The sequence below is a fragment of the Carboxydothermus pertinax genome (assembly GCF_001950255.1).
Lineage (GTDB): Bacteria > Bacillota > Z-2901 > Carboxydothermales > Carboxydothermaceae > Carboxydothermus > Carboxydothermus pertinax.
Window position 1 is genome coordinate 928 of the sequence record NZ_BDJK01000056.1, and the last position, 20,037, is coordinate 20,964.

The 20,037-nt window shown below is 37.5% G+C and carries 18 protein-coding genes and 2 tRNA genes; 2 read left to right on the forward strand and 18 right to left on the reverse strand.

Features of this window, described 5'->3' with window-relative positions:
• Positions 1 to 112: 112 nt before the first annotated feature.
• The 6 genes from cpu_RS11855 to cpu_RS13395 all read right to left on the reverse strand — a co-directional run bounded on the left by cpu_RS11855 (position 113) and on the right by cpu_RS13395 (position 6,630).
• Positions 113 to 1,411 (reverse strand): acetyl-CoA hydrolase/transferase family protein, encoded by a 1,299-nt coding sequence (locus tag cpu_RS11855; protein WP_075860202.1) that lies wholly within the window; start codon positions 1,409 to 1,411, stop codon positions 113 to 115.
• A gap of 41 nt (positions 1,412 to 1,452) precedes the next feature.
• A complete protein-coding gene (locus cpu_RS11860; protein WP_075860203.1) occupies positions 1,453 to 2,598 on the reverse strand; it encodes an acyl-CoA dehydrogenase in 1,146 nt (381 codons plus the stop codon).
• Between the two features lie 151 nt (positions 2,599 to 2,749).
• Positions 2,750 to 3,835, reverse strand: coding sequence for a 6-phosphofructokinase (locus cpu_RS11865; protein WP_075860204.1), 1,086 nt, complete (start codon positions 3,833 to 3,835; stop codon positions 2,750 to 2,752).
• Positions 3,836 to 3,855: 20 nt separating this feature from the next.
• Positions 3,856 to 4,026: a hypothetical protein gene (locus cpu_RS13710; protein WP_159434013.1), complete on the reverse strand. Its 171-nt coding sequence runs from the start codon at positions 4,024 to 4,026 to the stop codon at positions 3,856 to 3,858.
• A gap of 12 nt (positions 4,027 to 4,038) precedes the next feature.
• Positions 4,039 to 5,673: an ABC-ATPase domain-containing protein gene (locus cpu_RS13390; RefSeq protein ID WP_234970250.1), complete on the reverse strand. Its 1,635-nt coding sequence runs from the start codon at positions 5,671 to 5,673 to the stop codon at positions 4,039 to 4,041.
• A gap of 18 nt (positions 5,674 to 5,691) precedes the next feature.
• On the reverse strand, positions 5,692 to 6,630 hold the full coding sequence (locus cpu_RS13395; RefSeq protein ID WP_077177343.1) for a D-alanine--D-alanine ligase: 939 nt from the start codon (positions 6,628 to 6,630) through the stop codon (positions 5,692 to 5,694).
• 150 nt (positions 6,631 to 6,780) lie between these two features.
• On the opposite strand from cpu_RS13395, the gene cpu_RS11875 reads away from it, so the two are divergent.
• Both cpu_RS11875 and cpu_RS11880 read left to right on the forward strand, forming a co-directional pair.
• Positions 6,781 to 6,856: transfer RNA gene (locus tag cpu_RS11875), tRNA-Trp, on the forward strand.
• Positions 6,857 to 6,943: 87 nt separating this feature from the next.
• Positions 6,944 to 7,168 (forward strand): hypothetical protein, encoded by a 225-nt coding sequence (locus cpu_RS11880; RefSeq protein WP_077177344.1) that lies wholly within the window; start codon positions 6,944 to 6,946, stop codon positions 7,166 to 7,168.
• On the opposite strand, the gene cpu_RS11885 is transcribed toward cpu_RS11880, so the two are convergent.
• The 12 genes from cpu_RS11885 to cpu_RS11945 all read right to left on the reverse strand — a co-directional run bounded on the left by cpu_RS11885 (position 7,165) and on the right by cpu_RS11945 (position 19,899).
• The gene (locus cpu_RS11885) at positions 7,165 to 7,986 is read right to left on the reverse strand and encodes an NAD(P)H-dependent oxidoreductase (RefSeq protein ID WP_075860206.1); all 822 of its coding nucleotides are present in this window, start codon (positions 7,984 to 7,986) and stop codon (positions 7,165 to 7,167) included. The two genes, cpu_RS11880 and cpu_RS11885, sit on opposite strands and share 4 nt — an antisense overlap.
• The gene (locus cpu_RS11890) at positions 7,967 to 10,264 is read right to left on the reverse strand and encodes a protein kinase domain-containing protein (protein ID WP_075860207.1); all 2,298 of its coding nucleotides are present in this window, start codon (positions 10,262 to 10,264) and stop codon (positions 7,967 to 7,969) included. The genes cpu_RS11885 and cpu_RS11890 overlap by 20 nt, the downstream gene beginning before the upstream one ends.
• Positions 10,265 to 10,357: 93 nt before the next feature.
• Positions 10,358 to 11,164 carry an MTAP family purine nucleoside phosphorylase gene (locus cpu_RS11895; RefSeq protein ID WP_200800692.1) on the reverse strand — a complete coding sequence of 269 codons (807 nt, stop codon included), beginning with the start codon at positions 11,162 to 11,164 and terminating at the stop codon, positions 10,358 to 10,360.
• Positions 11,154 to 11,861, reverse strand: coding sequence for a class I SAM-dependent DNA methyltransferase (locus tag cpu_RS11900; protein WP_075860209.1), 708 nt, complete (start codon positions 11,859 to 11,861; stop codon positions 11,154 to 11,156). The genes cpu_RS11895 and cpu_RS11900 overlap by 11 nt, the downstream gene beginning before the upstream one ends.
• 49 nt (positions 11,862 to 11,910) lie before the next feature.
• Complete coding sequence (locus tag cpu_RS11905; protein ID WP_075860210.1) at positions 11,911 to 12,549, reverse strand: adenylate kinase; 639 nt, start codon at positions 12,547 to 12,549, stop codon at positions 11,911 to 11,913.
• Between the two features lie 922 nt (positions 12,550 to 13,471).
• Positions 13,472 to 14,836, reverse strand: coding sequence for an amino acid permease (locus tag cpu_RS11915; protein ID WP_075860212.1), 1,365 nt, complete (start codon positions 14,834 to 14,836; stop codon positions 13,472 to 13,474).
• Positions 14,837 to 15,021: 185 nt separating this feature from the next.
• Positions 15,022 to 15,915 (reverse strand): L-serine ammonia-lyase, iron-sulfur-dependent, subunit alpha, encoded by an 894-nt coding sequence (sdaAA, locus tag cpu_RS11920; protein ID WP_075860213.1) that lies wholly within the window; start codon positions 15,913 to 15,915, stop codon positions 15,022 to 15,024.
• Positions 15,916 to 15,925: 10 nt separating this feature from the next.
• Positions 15,926 to 16,582, reverse strand: coding sequence for an L-serine ammonia-lyase, iron-sulfur-dependent subunit beta (sdaAB, locus tag cpu_RS11925; protein WP_075860214.1), 657 nt, complete (start codon positions 16,580 to 16,582; stop codon positions 15,926 to 15,928).
• A gap of 81 nt (positions 16,583 to 16,663) precedes the next feature.
• Positions 16,664 to 17,893, reverse strand: coding sequence for a threonine ammonia-lyase (ilvA, locus tag cpu_RS11930; protein WP_075860215.1), 1,230 nt, complete (start codon positions 17,891 to 17,893; stop codon positions 16,664 to 16,666).
• Positions 17,894 to 17,915: 22 nt separating this feature from the next.
• The gene (locus tag cpu_RS11935; RefSeq protein ID WP_075860216.1) at positions 17,916 to 18,293 is read right to left on the reverse strand and encodes a RidA family protein; all 378 of its coding nucleotides are present in this window, start codon (positions 18,291 to 18,293) and stop codon (positions 17,916 to 17,918) included.
• Positions 18,290 to 18,964, reverse strand: a complete 675-nt coding sequence (locus cpu_RS11940) for a helix-turn-helix transcriptional regulator (RefSeq protein ID WP_075860217.1) — start codon at positions 18,962 to 18,964, stop codon at positions 18,290 to 18,292. The genes cpu_RS11935 and cpu_RS11940 overlap by 4 nt, the downstream gene beginning before the upstream one ends.
• 858 nt (positions 18,965 to 19,822) lie before the next feature.
• Positions 19,823 to 19,899, reverse strand: a tRNA-Pro gene (locus cpu_RS11945).
• Positions 19,900 to 20,037: the final 138 nt, after the last annotated feature.

Below are 20,037 nucleotides of genomic sequence, written 5' to 3' on the forward strand. Positions count from 1 at the left end.
ACTGTCATCAACTTTCCCATCCTTTAAGACGATTTTTGCTTCGGTATCAAAGGTCTGCTTTAATAGAACTACCAGCTTCATAAAATATCCCTCCCCACAATTAAATAAGCTTTTATAAGATACCTATTTTTTCTGCTTGAAACCTAAGTTCATCCCGAAAATTGGGATGGGCAATGTTTATTAATGCCTTTGCCCTTTCGCGGTATGTTTTACCTCTAAGTTTGGCAACCCCAAATTCGGTTACCACATAATCAACATCATTTTTTGACGTGGTCACTAAAGCCCCAGGTTTTAGGGTAGGTACGATCTTTGAAATTTGTCCATTCTTAGCAGTAGAGTACAGGGCAATAATACCTTTACCACCAGGAGAATACAAAACTCCTCGGGCAAAATCTGCCTGGCCACCGGTGCCGCTGTAAATTTTTGTACCAATACTTTCGGAAGCACATTGTCCCCATAAATCAACTTCAATTGTAGTATTTATCGAAACCATTTTTTTATTTTGGCCAATAATCCAGGGGTCATTGGTATAGGAAACCGGATACATCTCTATCATTGGGTTGTTATCTAAAAATTTGTAAAGCCTTTTCGTACCTAAGGCAAATGTCCCAATTATTTTATAAGGATGGAGGGACTTGGCACTACCGGTAATAACTCCGGCTTCCACTAAATCCACCATGCTATCGGTGATCATTTCTGTGTGAATCCCTAAATTTTTTTTGCCCTTTAACAATTTTGCAACCGCATTGGGAATTGTGCCGATACCAAGTTGAATTGTGGATTCGTCATCCACTAATTCGGCAATGTACTCGCCAATCCGAAAATCTTCTGGTTTAAGTTCATCAATGGCAATTTCCGGAAGAGGTCTACTGCTTTCTACCAAAAAATCGACTTCGGAAATATGAACGAATCCTTGACCTAAAGTTCTTGGCATATTAGGATTAACTTCTAAAATTACCACTTTTGCTTTTTTTAAGGCTGATAGTGAATAATCTACCGACACTCCTAAACTAAAGTAACCATGCTCATCCATTGGCGAAACAGTAGTCATAAATACATCTACCTGTAAGCAGTCCTTAATAAGTCGTGGTATATCGTGAAAATGGCAAGGTAATACCTCAGCATAACCCATGCTAACTAATTCTCTAACTGGATGTCCAACAAACATAGATATATGTTTAACATTAGCGCTTAATTCAGGTTTAAGATACGAAGAAGCGTGAAGTGGTAAAATTTGAAATATTTTAACTCCCTTTAAATATTGAGCTTTTACTCCCAAACCCTCAAGGAGTGTTAAAGGTTCAGCTGCTCCAAGGGAAACAAAAATGTTATCATTATTTTTTATTAACGTTAAGGCATGATTTACATCTGTTAATTTTTGCTGATATTCTGCGAGATATTTTTTTGTCATTGATTTCCTCCTTTAATTGGTTTGGCTTAACAACATTATTTTTAAAATTCCTTTAAAATATAGGATGAAATCACTATTCGTTGTACTTCGCTAGTACCTTCATAAATTTCGGTAATTTTTGCGTCTCTCATCATCCGTTCTACCGGATATTCCCGAGTATATCCATAACCGCCAAATATTTGAACGGCCTTGGTGGTAACGTCCATTGCCGTTTCTGATGCAAATAGTTTGGCCATTGCTGCAGCTTTTCCATGGGGTAAATGATTGGATTCAAGCCAGGCGGCATGATAAACCAAGAATCTAGCTGCTTGAATTTTAGTAGCCATATCGGCAAGGGCAAAACTTACTCCCTGAAACTCCGCTATGGATTTGCCAAATTGGGTTCTTTCTTTTGCATATTTGATTGCAGCTTCGTAAGCTCCCTGCGCAATTCCAAGTGCTTGGGCAGCTATACCAATTCGTCCCCCATCTAAAGTGGAAAGGGCAATTTTAAATCCTTGACCTTCCTCTCCTAATAAATTTTCTTTAGGAATCCGGCAATTATCAAAAATCAACTCAACCGTCGGGGAGGAACGTATGCCCATCTTCTTTTCTTTTTTACCAAAAGAAAATCCAGGTGTTCCCTTCTCTACAATAAAGGCCGAAATGCCTTTATGACCTTTAGTTTTATCAACAGTAGCAAAAACTACATAAATTTCGGCTTCTCCGGCATTGGTTATGAAAATTTTGGACCCGTTTAAAACGTAATAATCACCATCGCGTACTGCAGTTGTCTTTAGTGAACCGGCGTCGCTTCCTGCAGATGGTTCAGTTAAGCCAAAAGCGCCAATTTTTTCCCCTAAAGCCAAAGGTTTTAAATATTTTTGTTTTTGTTCTTCTGTACCGTACTTAAAAATGGGAAAACTTCCTAAAGAAACATGAGCTGATAGGGTCACCCCCGTTGAGGCACAGACGCGTGAAAGCTCTTCTACTGCTATAGCGTAAGCAAGATAATCCATTCCGGCACCGCCATATTCTTCTGGCCAAGGGATCCCCGTAAGACCTAATTCAGCCATTTTGTTAAATATTTCGCGGTCAAACCGTTCTTCCTCGTCTCTTTCCGCGGCGGTAGGCAAAACCTCCTTTTCTGCAAATTCCCTAACAGTCTGCCTTAATAATTCGTGCTCATCGGATAGTCTAAAATCCATTCTCCATCCCCCTTAAATTTTAATTTTTCAAACAATTATGATTATTAGCAATACTTATGCCAATAAAAACATTAAAAAATGTGATTATAAAAATAACCACTTTGTCTACAATACTTTACATATTGTAAACATATAATTACATATTTTAATTTTAGTCATCTCCAAAACTAATTCCAGTTGCTTTAGCAGTCATTATTATTTCTGAATCTAATGGTACAAGTTTTAATTTCTTAATCCCTTCACTTATAGGTACAGCAGTAATTTTACCTCCTTGAAGAGCCACCATTACATTGTATTTACCTGCAAGCCAGGCATTGACTGCTGCGACGCCAAAGCGGGTAGCAAGAATCCGGTCAAAAGGTGTAGGACCGCCTCCCCGCTGTAAGTGTCCTAAAACTGTTACCCGGCTTTCTAAACCGGTACAATTACTTAAATGTTCGGCAACTACCTGACCAATTCCTCCTAAACGTACCGGGTCGGTACTTTCCTTAATATATTTTGCTACTATCCGTTCGCCACCTTGAGCGTGAGCTCCTTCGGCTACCACAACAATGGAAAAATGCTTTCCTTCTGCTTTACGTTTTTGAATTTTACGACACACCGACTCCCAGTTAAAAGGTATTTCCGGAATTAAGATAACATCGGCACCACCAGCTAAGCCTGAATACAAAGCAATCCACCCGGCATAACGCCCCATTACTTCTAAAACCATAATCCGGTGATGGGACTCAGCAGTAGTATGTAACATATCAAGGGCTTTAGTTGCAGTTCGGACCGCGCTATCAAAACCAAAAGTAAATTCCGTTGCTTCTAAATCGTTATCAATTGTTTTGGGGATGCCTATTACCTTTACTCCCTTTAGGGAAAGTTCATGGGCAATTGAGAGGGAGCCATCGCCGCCGATTACAAATAAAACTTCAATATTATGTTTTTGTAAATTAGCAATTACAGTGTCGCTCACATCTTGAAATTCCAACTTACCATTTACCATGACGGGAAATTTAAAAGGGTTATCCCTATTGGATGTTCCTAAGATAGTACCACCCTTTGGAAGTAAACCCACCACATCTTGAGTTTTAAGATTAACACTTTTATTATCAATTAAACCACGAAAACCATCTAAAAAGCCTATAACTTTTTCTCCAGGTAGTTTTTGATAAAAACTTTTCACCAGTGCACGGATAACAGCGTTTAAACCTGGGCAATCTCCACCGCCGGTTAAGATACCTATAGCCATGCTTTTTACCCCCTTAAAAATTAACCAATCGGTTTTACTGGCTTTCCACTATCTTCGGCTTCTTTTTGCAACTTTTTTTTGCAAAGGTCACAAATTTGGATATTAGAAGGCTTAACCACTAAATCATCGTCTTCATCAATTATTAAATTTAAGGTAACCTTTTTTCCACAAATAATACAAGTAAATTCCATTTTTTCACTCTCCTAGTAGGTAATTAATATGCCTGGTATTCTGTTTAAAATAAAAATCATTTCTTGCCACCTTGGTAAGGCAAAACTGGGATCAACCCCAAATCTTGCAAAACCTTCAGAGTTAATTTCATACCAAATATTGTAAGCAACATCTTTTAATTTACCCTTTATTTGATTTTCTCCTAAATATTTTATCATCCTAGCTAAAAAAGCTGCTTGTCCATAATCACAAAGCTGTTCTAAATAACGAAGATTTAAATACATATCTTTTTCTAATTGAAGTGTAAACTGATCTTTGGCTTTAACTTTAGAGTACGACTTTTGCCATTTTTTAATTTCCCGCGGTTTTACATTAAAACTTAAACTTGCTTCCAGTGTTTCCTTACCGGTATATAAATGGGCTTTAGAAGTTATTTCCCGGGGGATATATTCTTCCATTAATATTACCTTATCGGCAATTTTGAGATAATCCGAAAGGCTGCCGACAACTAAAATAGTAGAAACTTCTAGATTGTTATAGAGATTTTTACACATTTTTAAAAATGGGGTTATTGGCTCTTTTTCTACCAGCTTTTCCATTAGCTTGTCTCTTAAAAGAAAATTAGTAGCACTCACGTCTTCGTCAAAAAGGAGTAATTTTGCTCCCGCTTCAAGGGCTTCAATTACGTTAGCTGCTTGCGATGTGCTCCCGCTGGCATTAAGGGTAGAAAAACTTTTTGTATCTACTCCTTGAGGAAGGGTACCAATAAAGGGTGAAATATCAACATGATTAATTACTCTACCATCTTCTGCCCTAATTTTTACAGCAGTATTGTCTGTTATCACCAATTCCCGTCCATCACCCCGGCGATGGTTATATACTCCCCGCTCTAAAGCTTTTAACAGGGTAGATTTGCCATGAAAACCACCCCCAATAATAACAGTTATTCCTTTGGGAATAGCCATCCCGGTTATTTTTCCGCTAAAGGGTAAGTCAATGGTAATCCGCATGCTTTCGGGTGATCGAAAAGGTATAGCAGTTTTCAATGGTTTTTCCGATTGCCCTGAAGCCCGGGGAAGTATTGCGCCATCAGCAATAAAAGCAACATATCCGTTTTCCCTGAGGTAAGAACGAAGGTATTCTTGATCTAAATAAAGGTTTACCTGGTTTTGAAGTTTTGCTTCATAACCTGGTTGGTAAATAACAAATTTCTGAACAAGATCTTGCAGAGATTGAAGCATTTTTATGAAAGCTTGACCTTTTATTCTTCTGCCTTCGGCAGGAAGCCCAATATTAAAATTTATTACAATGTCTTTGCCAGAAAGTAAAAAGCTGGATCTTTTTAAAAGTTGCTGGCCGTTACGGCTTACATAAATTAAACCGCTGTTCCCTGAACCGGATATTTTGGGGAGTAAACTGGTTAAACCTTCATGAAATCGTTCAAGAATAAAATCGCCGAAGGGAACTTCAATATTTTTTTGTAAGTATTTTGCTGGATATTTATGCTGGCTTTCTTGTAACCTAATTTGAGCAATGCTTGGTGGAGCAAAAGGATCTCCTTGAATTTTAAGAAAGCTTAGAATAAAGTTAGGAAAGTAATAGCTACCTTTTAAGCGACTGTATGCTTTATAACCGTGATGATCAATTTCTGCGATTAGATTAAACAATGTTTTCATATTTCCTTCTTATTTTTTCCTCCTTTCTAAGCCAAGCATTAAGATTTTCTCTACCAAATCTTCAAAACTTATGCCTTTGGCCCGAGCAGCATCGGGAAAAAGGCTAGTGGCGGTCATTCCAGGGATGGTGTTTACTTCCAGGACATAAGCTTCGTGATTTTGCACATCGACCATAAAATCTACCCGGGCAAATCCCTGACAGCCTAACGCTTTATATGTTTTAAGGGCAAGGTCTGTAATTTTTAAATTTAATTCGTGTGAAATCCTTGGGGGAATTATGTGGTCACTAAGGCCTGGGGTGTATTTAGCTTCATAATCGTAAAAACGAGTTTTACTGACAATTTCAATTAATGGTAAAACCACGGGTTCATCGTTACCTAAAACTGAAGCAGTTATTTCTATTCCCGAAATAAACTCTTCTACCAAAATCTGATGGTCGTGCTGCAATACCCTTTCTATCGCTCCAGGGAGCTCTTGCTCACTAAAAACAAATTCAATTCCGATGGTAGACCCTTCCCGGGGAGCCTTTAAAACAAATGGAAGCCTTAAATTTTGTATTATTTCTTGGTGGAGAGATTTGATACTGGAATATTCCTGGCTATTGAGAGTAATGTATCGAGGGGTAGGAATCCCTTCAGCCAGTAAAACTTTTTTAGTCATTATCTTATCTATGGCTAAACTACTAGCAAGTACTCCCGAACCTGTATAAGGAATACCCATTATTTCAAGCAAACCCTGAATTGTTCCATCTTCCCCATATTTTCCGTGAAGGGCAATAAAAGCAAAATCAATTTTTTCCTTTTTTAAAATTTCGGCTATATTTCTATTCATATCTATTTTTACTGCATTATATCCTTTCTTTACTAGCGCATTAAAAATTGCCTCGCCGGTACGCAAGGAAATTTCCCTTTCGGAAGAAATTCCACCGCAAATAACTCCTATTTTCATCTTTTTACCTCCAAAAGACTTTTTAACTATATTTTATTTTGTATATTATAATCGTATAACATAAAGGCGCAAATTTCTACCCGCAAAACTGCTTTTGTCTTCTTGACGACAGTATATTTTTTTCTTATAATAATTGTGCAGTGGAGTTGTAGGGGAGTAGCTCAATTGGTAGAGCATCGGTCTCCAAAACCGAGGGCTGCGGGTTCGAGTCCTGTCTCCCCTGCCATAAAAATTAAACCTCGCTTGGGCGAGGTTTTTCTGTTTTTTAAGTAATTTAAAATTATTTTTAAATATTTTAGCGAGGTGAATGTTTGTGGCTCGTTATCATTTTTTAAAGTTTGGCGGTGTAAAATTTAAGCCTTTAAAGAAACCCAAGGAAATAACCCGTTTTGTTCGTTCTTTACCAGAATATAAAAGAGATAGTTTTTACGAAGTAAGTAAAGAATTAGTTGACCATGGCTATTTAAAAACTTTAGGACAGCATAAAACTCTAGATAACGAAACATATGAGATACAAATACCAAAGGAAATAAATTAAATATTAAGCTGTTTTGCTTTTTCTTTAATATCTTTTATTTTGCTTAAAAAACGATCCCGCGAGGGTATAATCCAATCATTAATATGATTTATTCGATGATTTTTTGTCCAAAAAGGTTCGTAATTTGCAGCAAAAGATAGTTTACCATCGCGAATTTCTGCCGGGGCCAGGCAAATCGCACAATAAATTTTTCCTTCTTCAAACTTAACTAAGCGACTTTTGCAGTAAGGGCACTGATTTTCCTGAGCTTTAGGTGGTTCTTTTTCCTTTCTTAGAGCTAAAACCAGCTCCTTGCCAAGCCGGTAGGTGTTTTCTAATAATTCATCATTTAATAATACTTCTCCCGGTCCGGGAGCATAACCGGCAAGGAAGTCATAAAGACTAAAACCGTAACTTAAAATAAACTGATTAAGAATTTCACTGCCCAAGGGGTTCCATAGGGGATTTCCGGCAACGCTAATTGTTATCCCAAACTTTTTTTCTGGATCTATCTTTTCTAGAAAATGAGAGATAGCAAGACTTCGGTCAGTCATTGTTTTTACTTTTCCAATAGGACCAAAAAGATAGGTTGGGGCACCTGCTACAATGCCGTTAGCACTTTTAACCAGTTCGATAAACTTATAGAGGTCATCACTGATTGGACATTTTCCTTTGTAAACGCAACTTAAGCAACCACGACAGTTTTCAATGTTTAAATCTTTGGCTTTAATAAATTCAATAGACGCCCCTACCGATGCTGCCCCCCGCAGCGCCGTGTTCACCAGGATATCGGTATTGCCTTTATCCCTGGCTGAAAAACTAATTCCCAGTATTTTCATCTCCCCACCTCACATGAAATATATATGGTTCTTCTCCAGCCATAGTTAGGCCCAGGAAGAATACCGCCTCCTTAATTTGGTAATCCATTTTTTCTAAAACCACTATCCCGCTCACTATTTCTTTTGGTGCTAACTGCTCCTTTAATTTTGGATAATCACGGTTTTGATATAAAGCTTCGATATAAAAGCGATCTTTTTGACTAGCTCTTGGTTCTAACAAATTAAAAGTTACAGGATAGTTGGAAAGATTTTTTAAAGTAAAAAAAAGTCGGGTTTCATTTTTGCCAAACTCGATCTTTTCAAAAATAATTTCCTTGTCCTTTCTTTTTATTGTTTGGTGAACTTCTACTGTTTTTATTGGGGGATCAAATAAAAGCCATGGTTCAACTATTTTAATTTTTTCTGCTATAACCACGGGCTTGGCTGCTCCGTTTTCAACTAAAGAGGAATAAGCTAGAAAACCCTCCAACTGATAATATTTAGAACTATTATAGATTGTAAAGGGATCAAGCGAAAGAGCTATAATGAGCTTATTATCTGCTTTTTGGGGGGGTGGTTCTAATAAAAAATAGCATAAAGTGCGACTATTTTGAGCACCAATTACGTCGAGAATTCTTCCTGTTATTTTTACCCTTGCCCCAGCCAAATAATTATTGGTAAAAACTTGAGCAAAATTATCATTTGTAATGGTAATTTGCTCTTTGTTTAATATTTCATTTATGGAAACAGGAATGTTATTTTCATTTTGTTTACTGGTTCCTACAGTAAAAAGGTACAAGAAAATTATTATAAAACTTATTAGAGCTATTTTTAGTATTGTTTTTTTATTAAATACTAACTTAAAACCTTTTTGCTCCTGGTATTTTAGTAAATCTTGTAATAATTCACTTACATTTTTATAACGGTTTTCAGGATTTTTTTCCAAACATTTTAAGATAATTCTTTCTATTTCTAAATTGCCTTTGTTATTAAAAAATTTAATTGGTTCAGGCTCAAAATGTAAAACGTTATAGCTTAATTCAGAAAAATTACTGCCGGAAAAAGGATATTGACCGGTTAATAAATAATAAAATATACATCCGATTGCAAAGATATCGGTGCGTTGATCAATTCCCGTTCCCAGTATTTGTTCTGGAGCCATGACCACGGGAGTCCCTAAAATAAAACCTTCCTCTTTTTCATCTTCGTCCAGCTGGGCAATACCGAAATCAGTAATTTTCACTGTATCTTCGGTTGAAATTAAAATGTTTTCTGGTTTCAAATCGCGGTGAATAATATTATGCTGGTGAATATAAGAAATAGCCCGGGCAATTTGAATTATGATATTAATTGCTTTTTTAACGGAAAGCATCCCGCCTTTTTCTTCAACATATTCTGCTAGGGTTTTACCCTGAACTAATTCAATTATAAGATAAATTTTATCATCTAAATAAAAAGTATCGTAAAGTTTTACAATGTTTTCGTGATTGATTTTAGCCAGTAACTGGGCTTCATTATAAATTTTATCTTTAAGTTCTCTTGGTAAGTCTGTTAAAATAATTTCTTTAACAGCTACTTCACGATCTAACTTATTATCATAAGCCCAGTATACTTTGCTAAATTTACCTTCGCCAATAAGGTCTTCTAACTTATAGCGACGGGAAAACTGTTCTTGAAGGTTTTGGTAATAAAGACCGGTTTTAAACATACCGGTTTTTTCCCGCTCATCTTCAGGAATCAATACATTGATAGCTTTATCAATAAATTCCAGGTCATACGAAACTTCTTCCCTGCTTAAAATAAAGGCTGGAAGTTCATATAGACTCAAAATTTTGGTTTTACCAATTCTGCCTGGGCGGGTAAAACGAAGCTGGGTAAAATCGGCATCTTCATGGGCAAAAACAACAATGGGATAAACCAAGATCCTGGGCTGTTCTTCAGGGAAGTAAAGCCTCAAAAACTCTTTGACAATTTTAGCATAATGATTTACCTGAGCTGCAGGATTGCCTATTTTTACCTTTTCCCTTTGTCTTCCAACCCATTTTTCCTGCCACCAATTACCCATAGCTCCGCCAAAAACGCGGCCTCGCATATTTTTTGTTTCAATTACAAAAATTCCATTAGGGCCAATGACAAGATGGTCAATATCCCAACTGTCTCCTTGGTAATTTAAACGGTAAGAATTTATAATCTTATAACCATCAGGTAAGTGTTCTTTTAATACTTCGGCTACTTTTTCTTCTCCTTGCTGGCCATATACTCCTGATATCTTGGAAACTTCCTTGATGGTTATACCCATCATTATCCTCCTTAAAAAAATAACAAGCTAAAAAGCTTGTTTATAAAATTCGACACTAATACCAAATTACCTGCCTTTTATTAAATGGAAATTTCAATCAAGTTTTAATAAAGTTTCCTTTCTTAACTCTTTACATTCGCAGGTGTTTTGGGGTTTAAAGTTTATTATGGCATCAATAATTATCTGCAAGTTAGTTTTGGCATCGTTATGATAAATATCTTTTAAATCATCGTGTTCCCACTCTTTGATAATTCCTTCGGCATAGTTAACTACTAAATCAATTCGGCCGTAGCAGGCTCCAATCTCCCTGGCCAGATATACTTCAGGTACCATGCTCTGGCCAATCACATCTGCTCCCGAATTTTTTAAAAAGGCAACTTCTGCTACACTTTCAAAGTGGCGGCCATCGGTACAGGCATATATTCCCCTTCGAAACACCTTACCTTTAGCATAGGTCAGGGCGCTTTTATATAAAGCTTGATTTATTTCAGGACAAGTAGGTTTTCGCATAATTAAAAGGTAGTCATTGGTTAAATGTACATCTTTGCGCATGGTAAAATCCAGGTAATCCGTTGGAATCAAATAATCCCTAAGTTCTAACAAATGATTGACTGCTCCCGCTCCTCCTTCGGAAAATATTTTCTTAACTCCTAATTTTTTAAATACCCAAAATACCTGTAAGGAAGCATCCCGTCTGGAAACACCAGGACGCCAGCCGTGCATTTTTACATGAACTACTTTTTTTGAGCTTACTTCTAAGAAATACATTTTTGGAGATTGACCATAAGGGGTTGTAAAGATTTCTTCTTTAAGAAATTTAACATTAGAAGGTAAAAATTTTTCCGGAAATCCTATTCCCAAGGTACTTGAACCGCCAATATATGCTATCTCAACGTTCATTACCATCGACTCCTTTTACTGCCAGATAAAAACTTCTGGTAGCTGTATGGTTTACCGATAAAACGGAAAAATTTAAGTCAGAAAGAAATTTTAAAACTTCCTCTGGTTGAAAAAGGGAAAGCTCGTGCTGTTCATACGAAGCTTTTTCACAAACTCGGTTAAAAATTCTAAGCTCAATTAAAAATTTATCATTACTAAATTTGCCTGTCCAATTTAATATTATATTATCTAAAATAAGTTCGCCAGGCTTAATATCTAAATCTAAAAGCCATTCTAAGCGATTTAGGTCAAAATAAAATAATCCTTGCTCTTTTAAGTTATTTTTTACTTGGTAAAAACACTTATATAAATTTTCTTTTGATTTTAGGTAGTTAAGGCAATCATGAAAAGCAAAAATGAGATCTACTTTTTCGGGCAGTTTTAAATTTACAATATCTTGGAAAAGAAAACGGGTATTTTTTATTTTTTTGGTTTGAGCAACTGCCAGCATTTCCGGGCTAATATCAACTCCATATAACTGATATCCCTGTGTCGCAAGCTTTTCTAAAATCACTCCAGTACCGCAGCCTAATTCCGCAATGGTCCGAACTTTATAGTTCCAGCGGTTTAACAAATCTTCAATTAACCCTACCCAGTACTCTCCTGGCACTCCACCTAACAATAAATCATAAAAACTTGCTAGTTCCCGATAAGGCATATTTTACCTTCCTTTTAAAAAAACTCTCCCCCAAAGGGAGAGTTTATTTTTATAGCGCATTTTTAATTGATTCAAAAACTTCTCCTATGGATTTAGTTCCATCAATATTAATTAATAAACCGGTTTTTGCGTAATATTCCTTTAAAGGTGCAGTTTGGGCGTCATAAACATCAAGGCGGTTGGTAACTGTTTCTAAAGAATCATCGCTTCTTTGATAAAGTTCTCCACCACACGCATCACAAACTCCTTCTACTTTAGGAGGATTGAACTTAACATGATAGGTTGCCCCGCATTGGCGGCAAACCCTCCGACCGGTTAACCGTATAATTAATTCATCTCGCGGAACTTCAATATTGATAACTCCATCCAAGGTTATTCCCATCTCCGCAAGCTTTTTGTCCAGCACTTCGGCTTGCGGAATGGTCCTTGGAAATCCATCTAGGAGAAAACCTTTTTCGCAATCAGGCTCTGAGATTCGTTCTTCGACCATGGCAATTACCACTTCATCGGGTACAAGTTCACCTTTATCCATATATTCTTTTGCTTTTAAGCCCAGGGGTGTTTGATTTTTTAAGGCTGCCCGGAACATATCGCCGGTGGAAATGTGGACGATACCAAATTCTTTAACAATTTTTTCTGCCTGGGTTCCTTTTCCAGCCCCCGGAGGGCCCATGATTAGTAGTTTCACGCTCTCGCCTCCATATTTAGAATTTTCAATAAATTACCATTAACTCTGAACCTAATTTTACTATTTTTAAGGTTTTAATGTCAATAAATAGATTCTCTTAAATGTTATTATCTTGTGATAATGTTACTATGTAAATTATCGTGATAAAATGTCATGTATGTTACCAAATTAATTGATGGCCACATTACTGTGAAAGAAGCAACTTTATGTCTTGAGTTCAGTGAACGTCAAATTCTCAAGCTAAAAAAGTGGGTACTAAATGAAGGTCCTGCGTTCCTGACCCATAAAAATAAAGGCAGAAAACCTGCTCAACAGGAAACTACCTACCTTCCCACCAAAAACCAAGATTGAGGTTCTTATTAGCCCGGGATTGGCTTGAAAGCTCGTTATAATGGTGTTGTCTATGATACCCTTAGATTTATCAATAAGAGGCCTTCTAAAGGCTCTGAAAAGCCTTCTGAAATTAAAAAGAATAAGCCCTAGTTTCCCCTGATTCCCATTACTACAAATACGGCCATAAACTTATCAAAAATGTTACTTTTGAAAATAGTTATAGGGATATCCTAAAAATGCTTGAAGATATTTTCTTATCAAAATATGTTTAATGGCCTTGCCATATTAATTCATTAACCGGACTAATTGCTAACCAGGCTGATAGCGCTGGCAATGTCAAGGGCGGCTGCTTTTTGCCGCTATGTTTACCCTTGACGTTGCCAAGCATAGTCAGCTATCATTTCCTCTCCCGGTTAATCTTAAGTGACATTTTCTCAAAATAATTACCTATTCTCGAGATATTGACAGGTAAAGTATGATACTTCAACAAAGAAATCACCTTTGTTGAGGTATTAAAAAATCACCGCAAGAAATCTTCTGCGGTGATTTAGATAGGTTCTTATTTTATTCTTGTTTACTTCCTTGTTACCTATGAAGCTCGTTTTTTACCTATTCCAAAAATATAGTAACTTGCAACAACTAGTGCCATAAACGCTGCTCCAATTATTAGCGATAGTCTAGTATCGCTATTGAACCACATGCCAACTAATACTAGTACTAAGAAGATAATAGTAAGATAATTGCTGTAAGGTGAAAGTGGAGCTTTAAATGGGTGATTTTTTATTTCATTATCTTTAAGTTTTCTAAATTTAAGCTGACTAATAAGAATTACAAACCAAGGCATCATACCCGGTAATACGCTAGCACTGTAAATGTATACAAAAAGTTTTGGTGGAGCAATATAGTTCAAAACTACTCCAATTAGCAAACAAACTATTGTTACTAAAAGGCTATTGACAGGTACCCCAGAAGGAGATACCTTGGCTAAAAATTTTGGAGCTTGGCCATTTTGGCTTAAAGTATATAACATTCTTGCAGAACTATAAATACCACTGTTGCAGCCAGATAAGGCAGCAGTTAAAACTACAAAGTTTATGATACTTGCTGCAGCAGGAATACCTACTTTAGCAAAGGTCAAAACAAATGGGCTACCTATGGTTCCCAACTTATTCCAGGGATAAAGTGCGACGATAACAAAAATAGCACCAACATAAAAGATTAGTATTCGCCACGTAATATTTTGAACTGCTTTTTTTAGAGTTCTTTGTGGGTCTTTTGCTTCGCCAGCTGTAACACCGACCAACTCAACCCCTTGGAAAGCTGCAACTACAAGGCAAAGGGCAAACAGGAATCCTTTTATTCCATTCGGGAAAAAGCCGCCATGAATATATAAATTTTCTAATCCAATGGGGCGACCATTGTTGCTGAGTCCGAAAAAGATCATTCCTATTCCTAAAATAATCATTATTACTATTGTCACCACTTTAATAAGTGCAAACCAGAATTCAAATTCTCCATAGTACTTAACTGCAGCTAAGTTTGCCATACCTACTATCGAAATTGCTATTAAGCCAGGTACCCATTGAGGCATTGCTGGAAACCAAAATTTCATATAAATGCCTACAGCTGTGACTTCCGACATTCCTACAGCTACCCACATAAACCAGTAACTCCAAGCAGTAAGATAACCCCATAAAGGACCCATGTACTTATGGGCATAAGTTGCAAAAGAACCAGTAACTGGTTCACTATAAAGCATTTCACCTATAGCACGCATTATGATAAATATGAAGATACCAGCTATAATGTATGCTAAAATCACAGAAGGTCCGGCCCACTTCAAGGTACTTGCTGATCCCATGAACAAGCCTACCCCAATAGTTCCTCCTAAAGCAATTAGCTCAATGTGCCTTGCCTCTAAACCTCTTGTTAATTCTTTTTCAGTTTCTATCATATATATTTCCTCCTTCATTTAGGCTATCGCTGAATGACTGATAAGTTTAATTTTATTTTTTGCCCCGTAATGTAAGATCACCTCCTGCTTTTTTAGTGGTCTAAAGCTTTATCTATTCATTGCTGTTTTTAGTAAATCTAGCACTATACCAATTATTAAAATTTTGCATCATACTACCTACGAAACTATGACCTATTAGCAATCAGGTTTTGTTTGAATATTTTAGCACTAAGAACTTTACCTGTAGGGGTAGCCGCAAGCCCTCCTAGGGCCGTTTCCTTTAAAGATAAAGGAAGCATCTGCCCAATCTCTCCCATTGCACTAATCACTTCATCGAAAGGAATGACTGAAGCAATTCCCGCTAAAGCCATATCGGCTGCCGCTAAAGCTTGTACCGCCGCCGCAACATTTCGTTTTACGCAGGGAACTTCCACTAAACCCGCCACCGGGTCACAAACTAAACCAAGCATTCCTTTTAGAGCTATAGCTCCTGCATGAACTGCCTGCTCCGGAGTGCCTCCCATTAATTCAACTGCAGAAACTGCAGCCATCGCCGCCGCCGAACCACATTCTGCCTGACAGCCCCCCTGGGCTCCTGAAAGGGAAGCTTTGTGGGCAATAACTAATCCCACTGCTCCAGCAGCGTATAATCCTTCAACCACTTTTTCTTCGGGAATACTATACTCTTCCATTAAACTTAACAGCACTCCCGGTAAAACCCCTGCAGAACCTGCTGTAGGAGCCGCCACAATTAAACCCATGGAAGCATTGGCTTCACTTACAGCTAAGGCGTAGGCGATAGCTTTGCCAAAAGCTCCCGCAGCTAATGCCTTACCTGCATCCAACTGTTTTTTATATTTTACTGCTTGGCCTCCCACCAACCCTCCCACCGAAGATTTACCAGTAAAGCCATCAGCAATTGCTTCTTTCATCACCAGAACTCTTTTTTGCATAACAGCAATTAATTCTTCCTCCGAAACTTCCCGGTCTTTAGCTTCCAACAGTAACGCTGTCCTTCCTAAGGTTTGGCCAAGCTTTTTAGCTTCACTAAGTAATTGTTCTATCGATTCAAGATACATAGCGTCCTCCTTACAGCGGGGGAATGGTAAAGCCACTATTTATCCCTGGAAGTCTTTTAATTTCCCATAATGTTTCTTCATCAACCGGCTGGTCAGTTTCAATGACCATTAACGCCTCAGCCCCTTTTTGCTGCCTGGAAACACTCATTTGAGCAATGTTAATTCCGTGCCATGCTAAAACCGATGTTACCTTGGCAACTGCTCCTGGACGGTCAGCATGGGGGACCACTAAAGTTGGGTACTTGGCAGTAATTTTTACAGGATAACCATTAATACCGGTAATTAACACTGCACCACCACCGATAGAACTTCCGGTAATCGTAGCTTTATTTTTCGCCCCAGTCAACTCCATATATACCGTATTAGGGTGAGCTTCAGGCAGTTCTATGGGCAAGAATTCATACTTTAATCCCCGTTCTTCAGCAATTTTTAAACTCTCCCGTATCCGCGAATCATCGGTATCAAATCCTAAAAGTCCAGCAATTAGCGCCCTGTCTGTACCGTGCCCACGGTATGTTTCCTTAAAAGAGCCGTGCAAAAAGATTTTCGCCTTTTGCGGTATCTCCCCTAACACCAACCTTCCTACTTTTCCCAATCTCACCGCTCCAGCGGTATGAGAGCTTGATGGCCCAATCATCACCGGTCCAATAATATCTAAAATATCCATCTTTCCGTTCCTGCCTTTTCGCTAACTTAAACTAAATCCAAATACGGTTAGCTACTTGTACCAAATTATTGAATTTTTGCGTTATACTTCTAATGGGGTGAGTGTTGGGTAAATATTAACAAAATAATGGTGCTGTTTTAAAAGTCTTTGAATCTCTTCGACCTGCTCAGGATCAGCTGTTTCAAGTTCCAATTCTACCTGAGCAGAACCCAGTGGGACATTTACAGCTTCTCGATTGTGGATTACTGATAACACGTTGGCTCCTGTGCTGGCAATTATCTGGAGTAATTGGCTTAGAGTTCCTGGCTTGTCCGAAATAACTGTATTCAAGAAAATTTTTCGGCCATCCTTTACTAAACCTTTGTTAATAATGCGCGATAAAAGATTTACGTCAATATTTCCACCACTTACAATTGCTACAATTTTACTTTTTTTATAATGAGATAATCGATTTAAAACAGCTGCAACGGATACCGCTCCAGCCCCTTCAGCTACGGTTTTCGCCCTTTCCATCAAAAACAAAATAGCACTGGCAATTTCATCTTCATCAACGGTAACAATATCATCTACATAATATTTAACAATTTCAAAAGTTAAGTCCCCAGGGTTTCTAACTGCAATACCATCAGCAATTGTGGGGGTGCCACTTATATTTATAAGTAGTCCTCGTGCAAATGACTCTGCCATGGAAGGCATATTTCTAGCTTGAACACCAATAACTTGCACATCTGGTCTTAAGTTTTTTATGGCCACTGCAATTCCTGCAATTAAACCACCGCCTCCGATAGGCACTACAACTACTTCTACATCTGGTAAATCCGCTAAAATCTCCAAAGCTATAGTTCCCTGACCTGCAATAACCTGTGGATCGTTAAATGGATGAATGAATGTGGCTTTTGTTTCTAACTGAATTCGTTTAGCTTCTTCATAGGCATCATCATAAACGTTACCATGCAATACTACCTCTGCTCCATATTGACTTGTAGCCTTTATTTTAGACAATGGAGCGTGTCTTGGCATAACAATAGTGGAACGGATTCCATACAGGGTTGCTGCTAGAGCTACACCCTGGGCGTGGTTGCCTGCAGATGAAGCAACAACTCCTCTTTTCTTTTCACTTTCACTTAAACATGCTATTTTATAATAAGCCCCTCTTAACTTAAATGAACCAGTACGCTGTAAGTTTTCCATTTTTAAATAGATATGATTACCAGTCATTTCACTTAGAGTGGTATTATACACGAGAGGTGTCTTGTGGGCAATTTTGCCTAAAATTTCACTGGCTTTTTTTACTTCTTCCAGGGAAACCATGAATTTTCACCTTCTAATGAATTTATTTACAAGCAACAACTTCTACTTCTACCAGCGCGCCTTTTGGCAAATTAGCAACAGCTATGCATGAACGTGCCGGAAAAACTTTCCCAAAATATTCACTGTAAATTTTATTTACAGTGGCAAAGTCATCCATATTGGTGATAAAAATTGTAGTTTTAACCACATGGCTAAACTCCATACCCGCTGCAGATAAAATCTGTCTTATGTTTTCCATTATCTGTTTTGTTTGGGCCTCAACACCTCCTGTTACAAGTTCACCAGTCTGAGGATTAATACCAATTTGACCAGAGACAAATAGAAATCCATTTACCTTTATGGCCTGAGAATAGGGACCAATAGCTTGTGGCGCTTTGCTGGTGCTAATAACTTCTTTCATTTTTCATCCCTCCTCTTATAGTTGTTTAGATACCTGTATATTGTACTTTCCGAGGTTTTTAGATATTTTGCAACCTCGGTTACTGCACCTTTTAATAAAAAGAAGCCTTTATCATTTAATTTTTGGACAATTTCTATCTTTTCTTCTTGTGACAACCGCTCCGGCGGAACGTTGAACTGTTTAATAGTTTCCTCAATAAGGGATGACATTAAGTCTTCTAAAGATGGGTTCGTAATTTCCAAAAATTCATCTTTTAAATTAGTTTTTTGAGCTTTTTTATCTGTGTCTATATTCATAATAAAGTCGTCAATAAATTTACGTGCTTGTAAAGCAGTACTAAGATCCACATTTACGCATAACATTCCAACTAATTCACCATGATCGTCTTTAATAAAAAAAGTGGACGAACGCAACGGTTTTCCATCTTTTGTCCGAGCAGGATAGTTAACCATAGCATCTTGTGTTTGATACAATTTTTCTTTTAAAAATTTTAGCCCTAAGTCGGTAAGCGGTCCTCCAACCTTTCGCCCGCTAATATGACCGTTACGTATTGCAATAATTGAACTCTCTACGTTGGTAACATCGTGAAGAACAACCTCACAGTGTGGCCCGGCAATAGCAGCAAAGAAATCTACCAGAGGAATAAATCTTTCTAATAACTTTTCCTTCATCTTATCTCCCCTCAATGAGATTATTTTGGCTGTTAGATATTTTGAAAATAAATTTACCTTTATGCCAAATTTTTTTCATAAAAATAATTCTGCAAAAAAATAAAAAATCCTTCTTATAATAAAAATTTTTTTGCAACTTAAAAATTAATCATCCGGGAGTCTGTACCCATGCCAGGCGCGTAAGGAAAAAATCCTGCCAGACGGCAGGATTTTTGTCAAGGAAAAGGAGATAACACTTTTACACATTCATATTCCTGGCCAGGATTAAGATCCTCTGACCAGATTATATGGCAATGCAGAATTTATTATCATAGAATCCCAAACAGATATTTTAAATTTCTTTTGTATTTTTATGGCATAAAAAAAGTCGTTACTGCCTGGTATGTGAATTTCCCACTAAGAATAATCTTTTATAAGTTCCAGGGCTTCATCATAGATTCTATCTCGTAGGGTTTTACACTAACATTCTTTAAACTCTCCCCTTTCCTCTCGAGCGTCCCTTATAGTAACTGGCGCAGTCGAGTAGGAAGTGGTGATTAATCCCCGTCCTCTCACATTACCGTACGTAGCGTTTGGTTTATGACGTTCCATAAGTTTACGCGAATTTTTTGATACCTTTCAATTAAACTAATTAGCCCTTGGTCTTTTCAGTATTGAAGGCCAAAGGCTTTTTTGATTTGCATCGTGTTTAATTGTCTCCAATAACCTTTCCTTGAACCACTAATTTTCCGCGAATTTCAATAGCTACAAGCTTCTACTCTATTGTTTTTCGGTCGCTTCCGCTAGCAATCATACAAATAAGTACATCTGGTAAAAATAGTAAAGCCCCGCAAATCATTGCGGGGCTCTTATTTTCAATGGTCGGGTTGGCGGGACTTGAACCCACGGCCTCCACATCCCGAATGTGGCGCGCTACCAAACTGCGCTACAACCCGTTGTCGCTTTTATATTATGCCTCATTTTTGGTTTTTAGTCAAGGTAATTTAATAAATATTTTGTAGATAGGCCAGAGAATCGTTCACAATATTTTTTTAAGCTAAAACAGGCATTGAAAAAGGTGGGTATCCCTCGGG

What these genes read in the sequence shown, in the direction of transcription:
- ilvA (WP_075860215.1), bottom strand. Translation starts at nt 17,893, where the DNA reads ATGGTTTCCCTGGAAGAAGTAAAAAAAGCCAGTGAAATTTTAGGCAAA.
- cpu_RS11885 (WP_075860206.1), bottom strand. Translation starts at nt 7,986, where the DNA reads ATGAAAATACTGGGAATTAGTTTTTCAGCCAGGGATAAAGGCAATACC.
- sdaAB (WP_075860214.1), bottom strand. Translation starts at nt 16,582, where the DNA reads ATGGATATTTTAGATATTATTGGACCGGTGATGATTGGGCCATCAAGC.
- cpu_RS13395 (WP_077177343.1), bottom strand. Translation starts at nt 6,630, where the DNA reads ATGAAAATAGGAGTTATTTGCGGTGGAATTTCTTCCGAAAGGGAAATT.
- cpu_RS11865 (WP_075860204.1), bottom strand. Translation starts at nt 3,835, where the DNA reads ATGGCTATAGGTATCTTAACCGGCGGTGGAGATTGCCCAGGTTTAAAC.
- cpu_RS11935 (WP_075860216.1), bottom strand. Translation starts at nt 18,293, where the DNA reads ATGAAAGAAGTTATTAGCACCAGCAAAGCGCCACAAGCTATTGGTCCC.
- cpu_RS11915 (WP_075860212.1), bottom strand. Translation starts at nt 14,836, where the DNA reads ATGATAGAAACTGAAAAAGAATTAACAAGAGGTTTAGAGGCAAGGCAC.
- cpu_RS11860 (WP_075860203.1), bottom strand. Translation starts at nt 2,598, where the DNA reads ATGGATTTTAGACTATCCGATGAGCACGAATTATTAAGGCAGACTGTT.
- sdaAA (WP_075860213.1), bottom strand. Translation starts at nt 15,915, where the DNA reads ATGTATCTTGAATCGATAGAACAATTACTTAGTGAAGCTAAAAAGCTT.
- cpu_RS11890 (WP_075860207.1), bottom strand. Translation starts at nt 10,264, where the DNA reads ATGGGTATAACCATCAAGGAAGTTTCCAAGATATCAGGAGTATATGGC.
- cpu_RS11855 (WP_075860202.1), bottom strand. Translation starts at nt 1,411, where the DNA reads ATGACAAAAAAATATCTCGCAGAATATCAGCAAAAATTAACAGATGTA.
- cpu_RS13710 (WP_159434013.1), bottom strand. Translation starts at nt 4,026, where the DNA reads ATGGAATTTACTTGTATTATTTGTGGAAAAAAGGTTACCTTAAATTTA.
- cpu_RS11900 (WP_075860209.1), bottom strand. Translation starts at nt 11,861, where the DNA reads ATGCCTTATCGGGAACTAGCAAGTTTTTATGATTTATTGTTAGGTGGA.
- cpu_RS11940 (WP_075860217.1), bottom strand. Translation starts at nt 18,964, where the DNA reads ATGAAGGAAAAGTTATTAGAAAGATTTATTCCTCTGGTAGATTTCTTT.
- cpu_RS11895 (WP_200800692.1), bottom strand. Translation starts at nt 11,164, where the DNA reads ATGAACGTTGAGATAGCATATATTGGCGGTTCAAGTACCTTGGGAATA.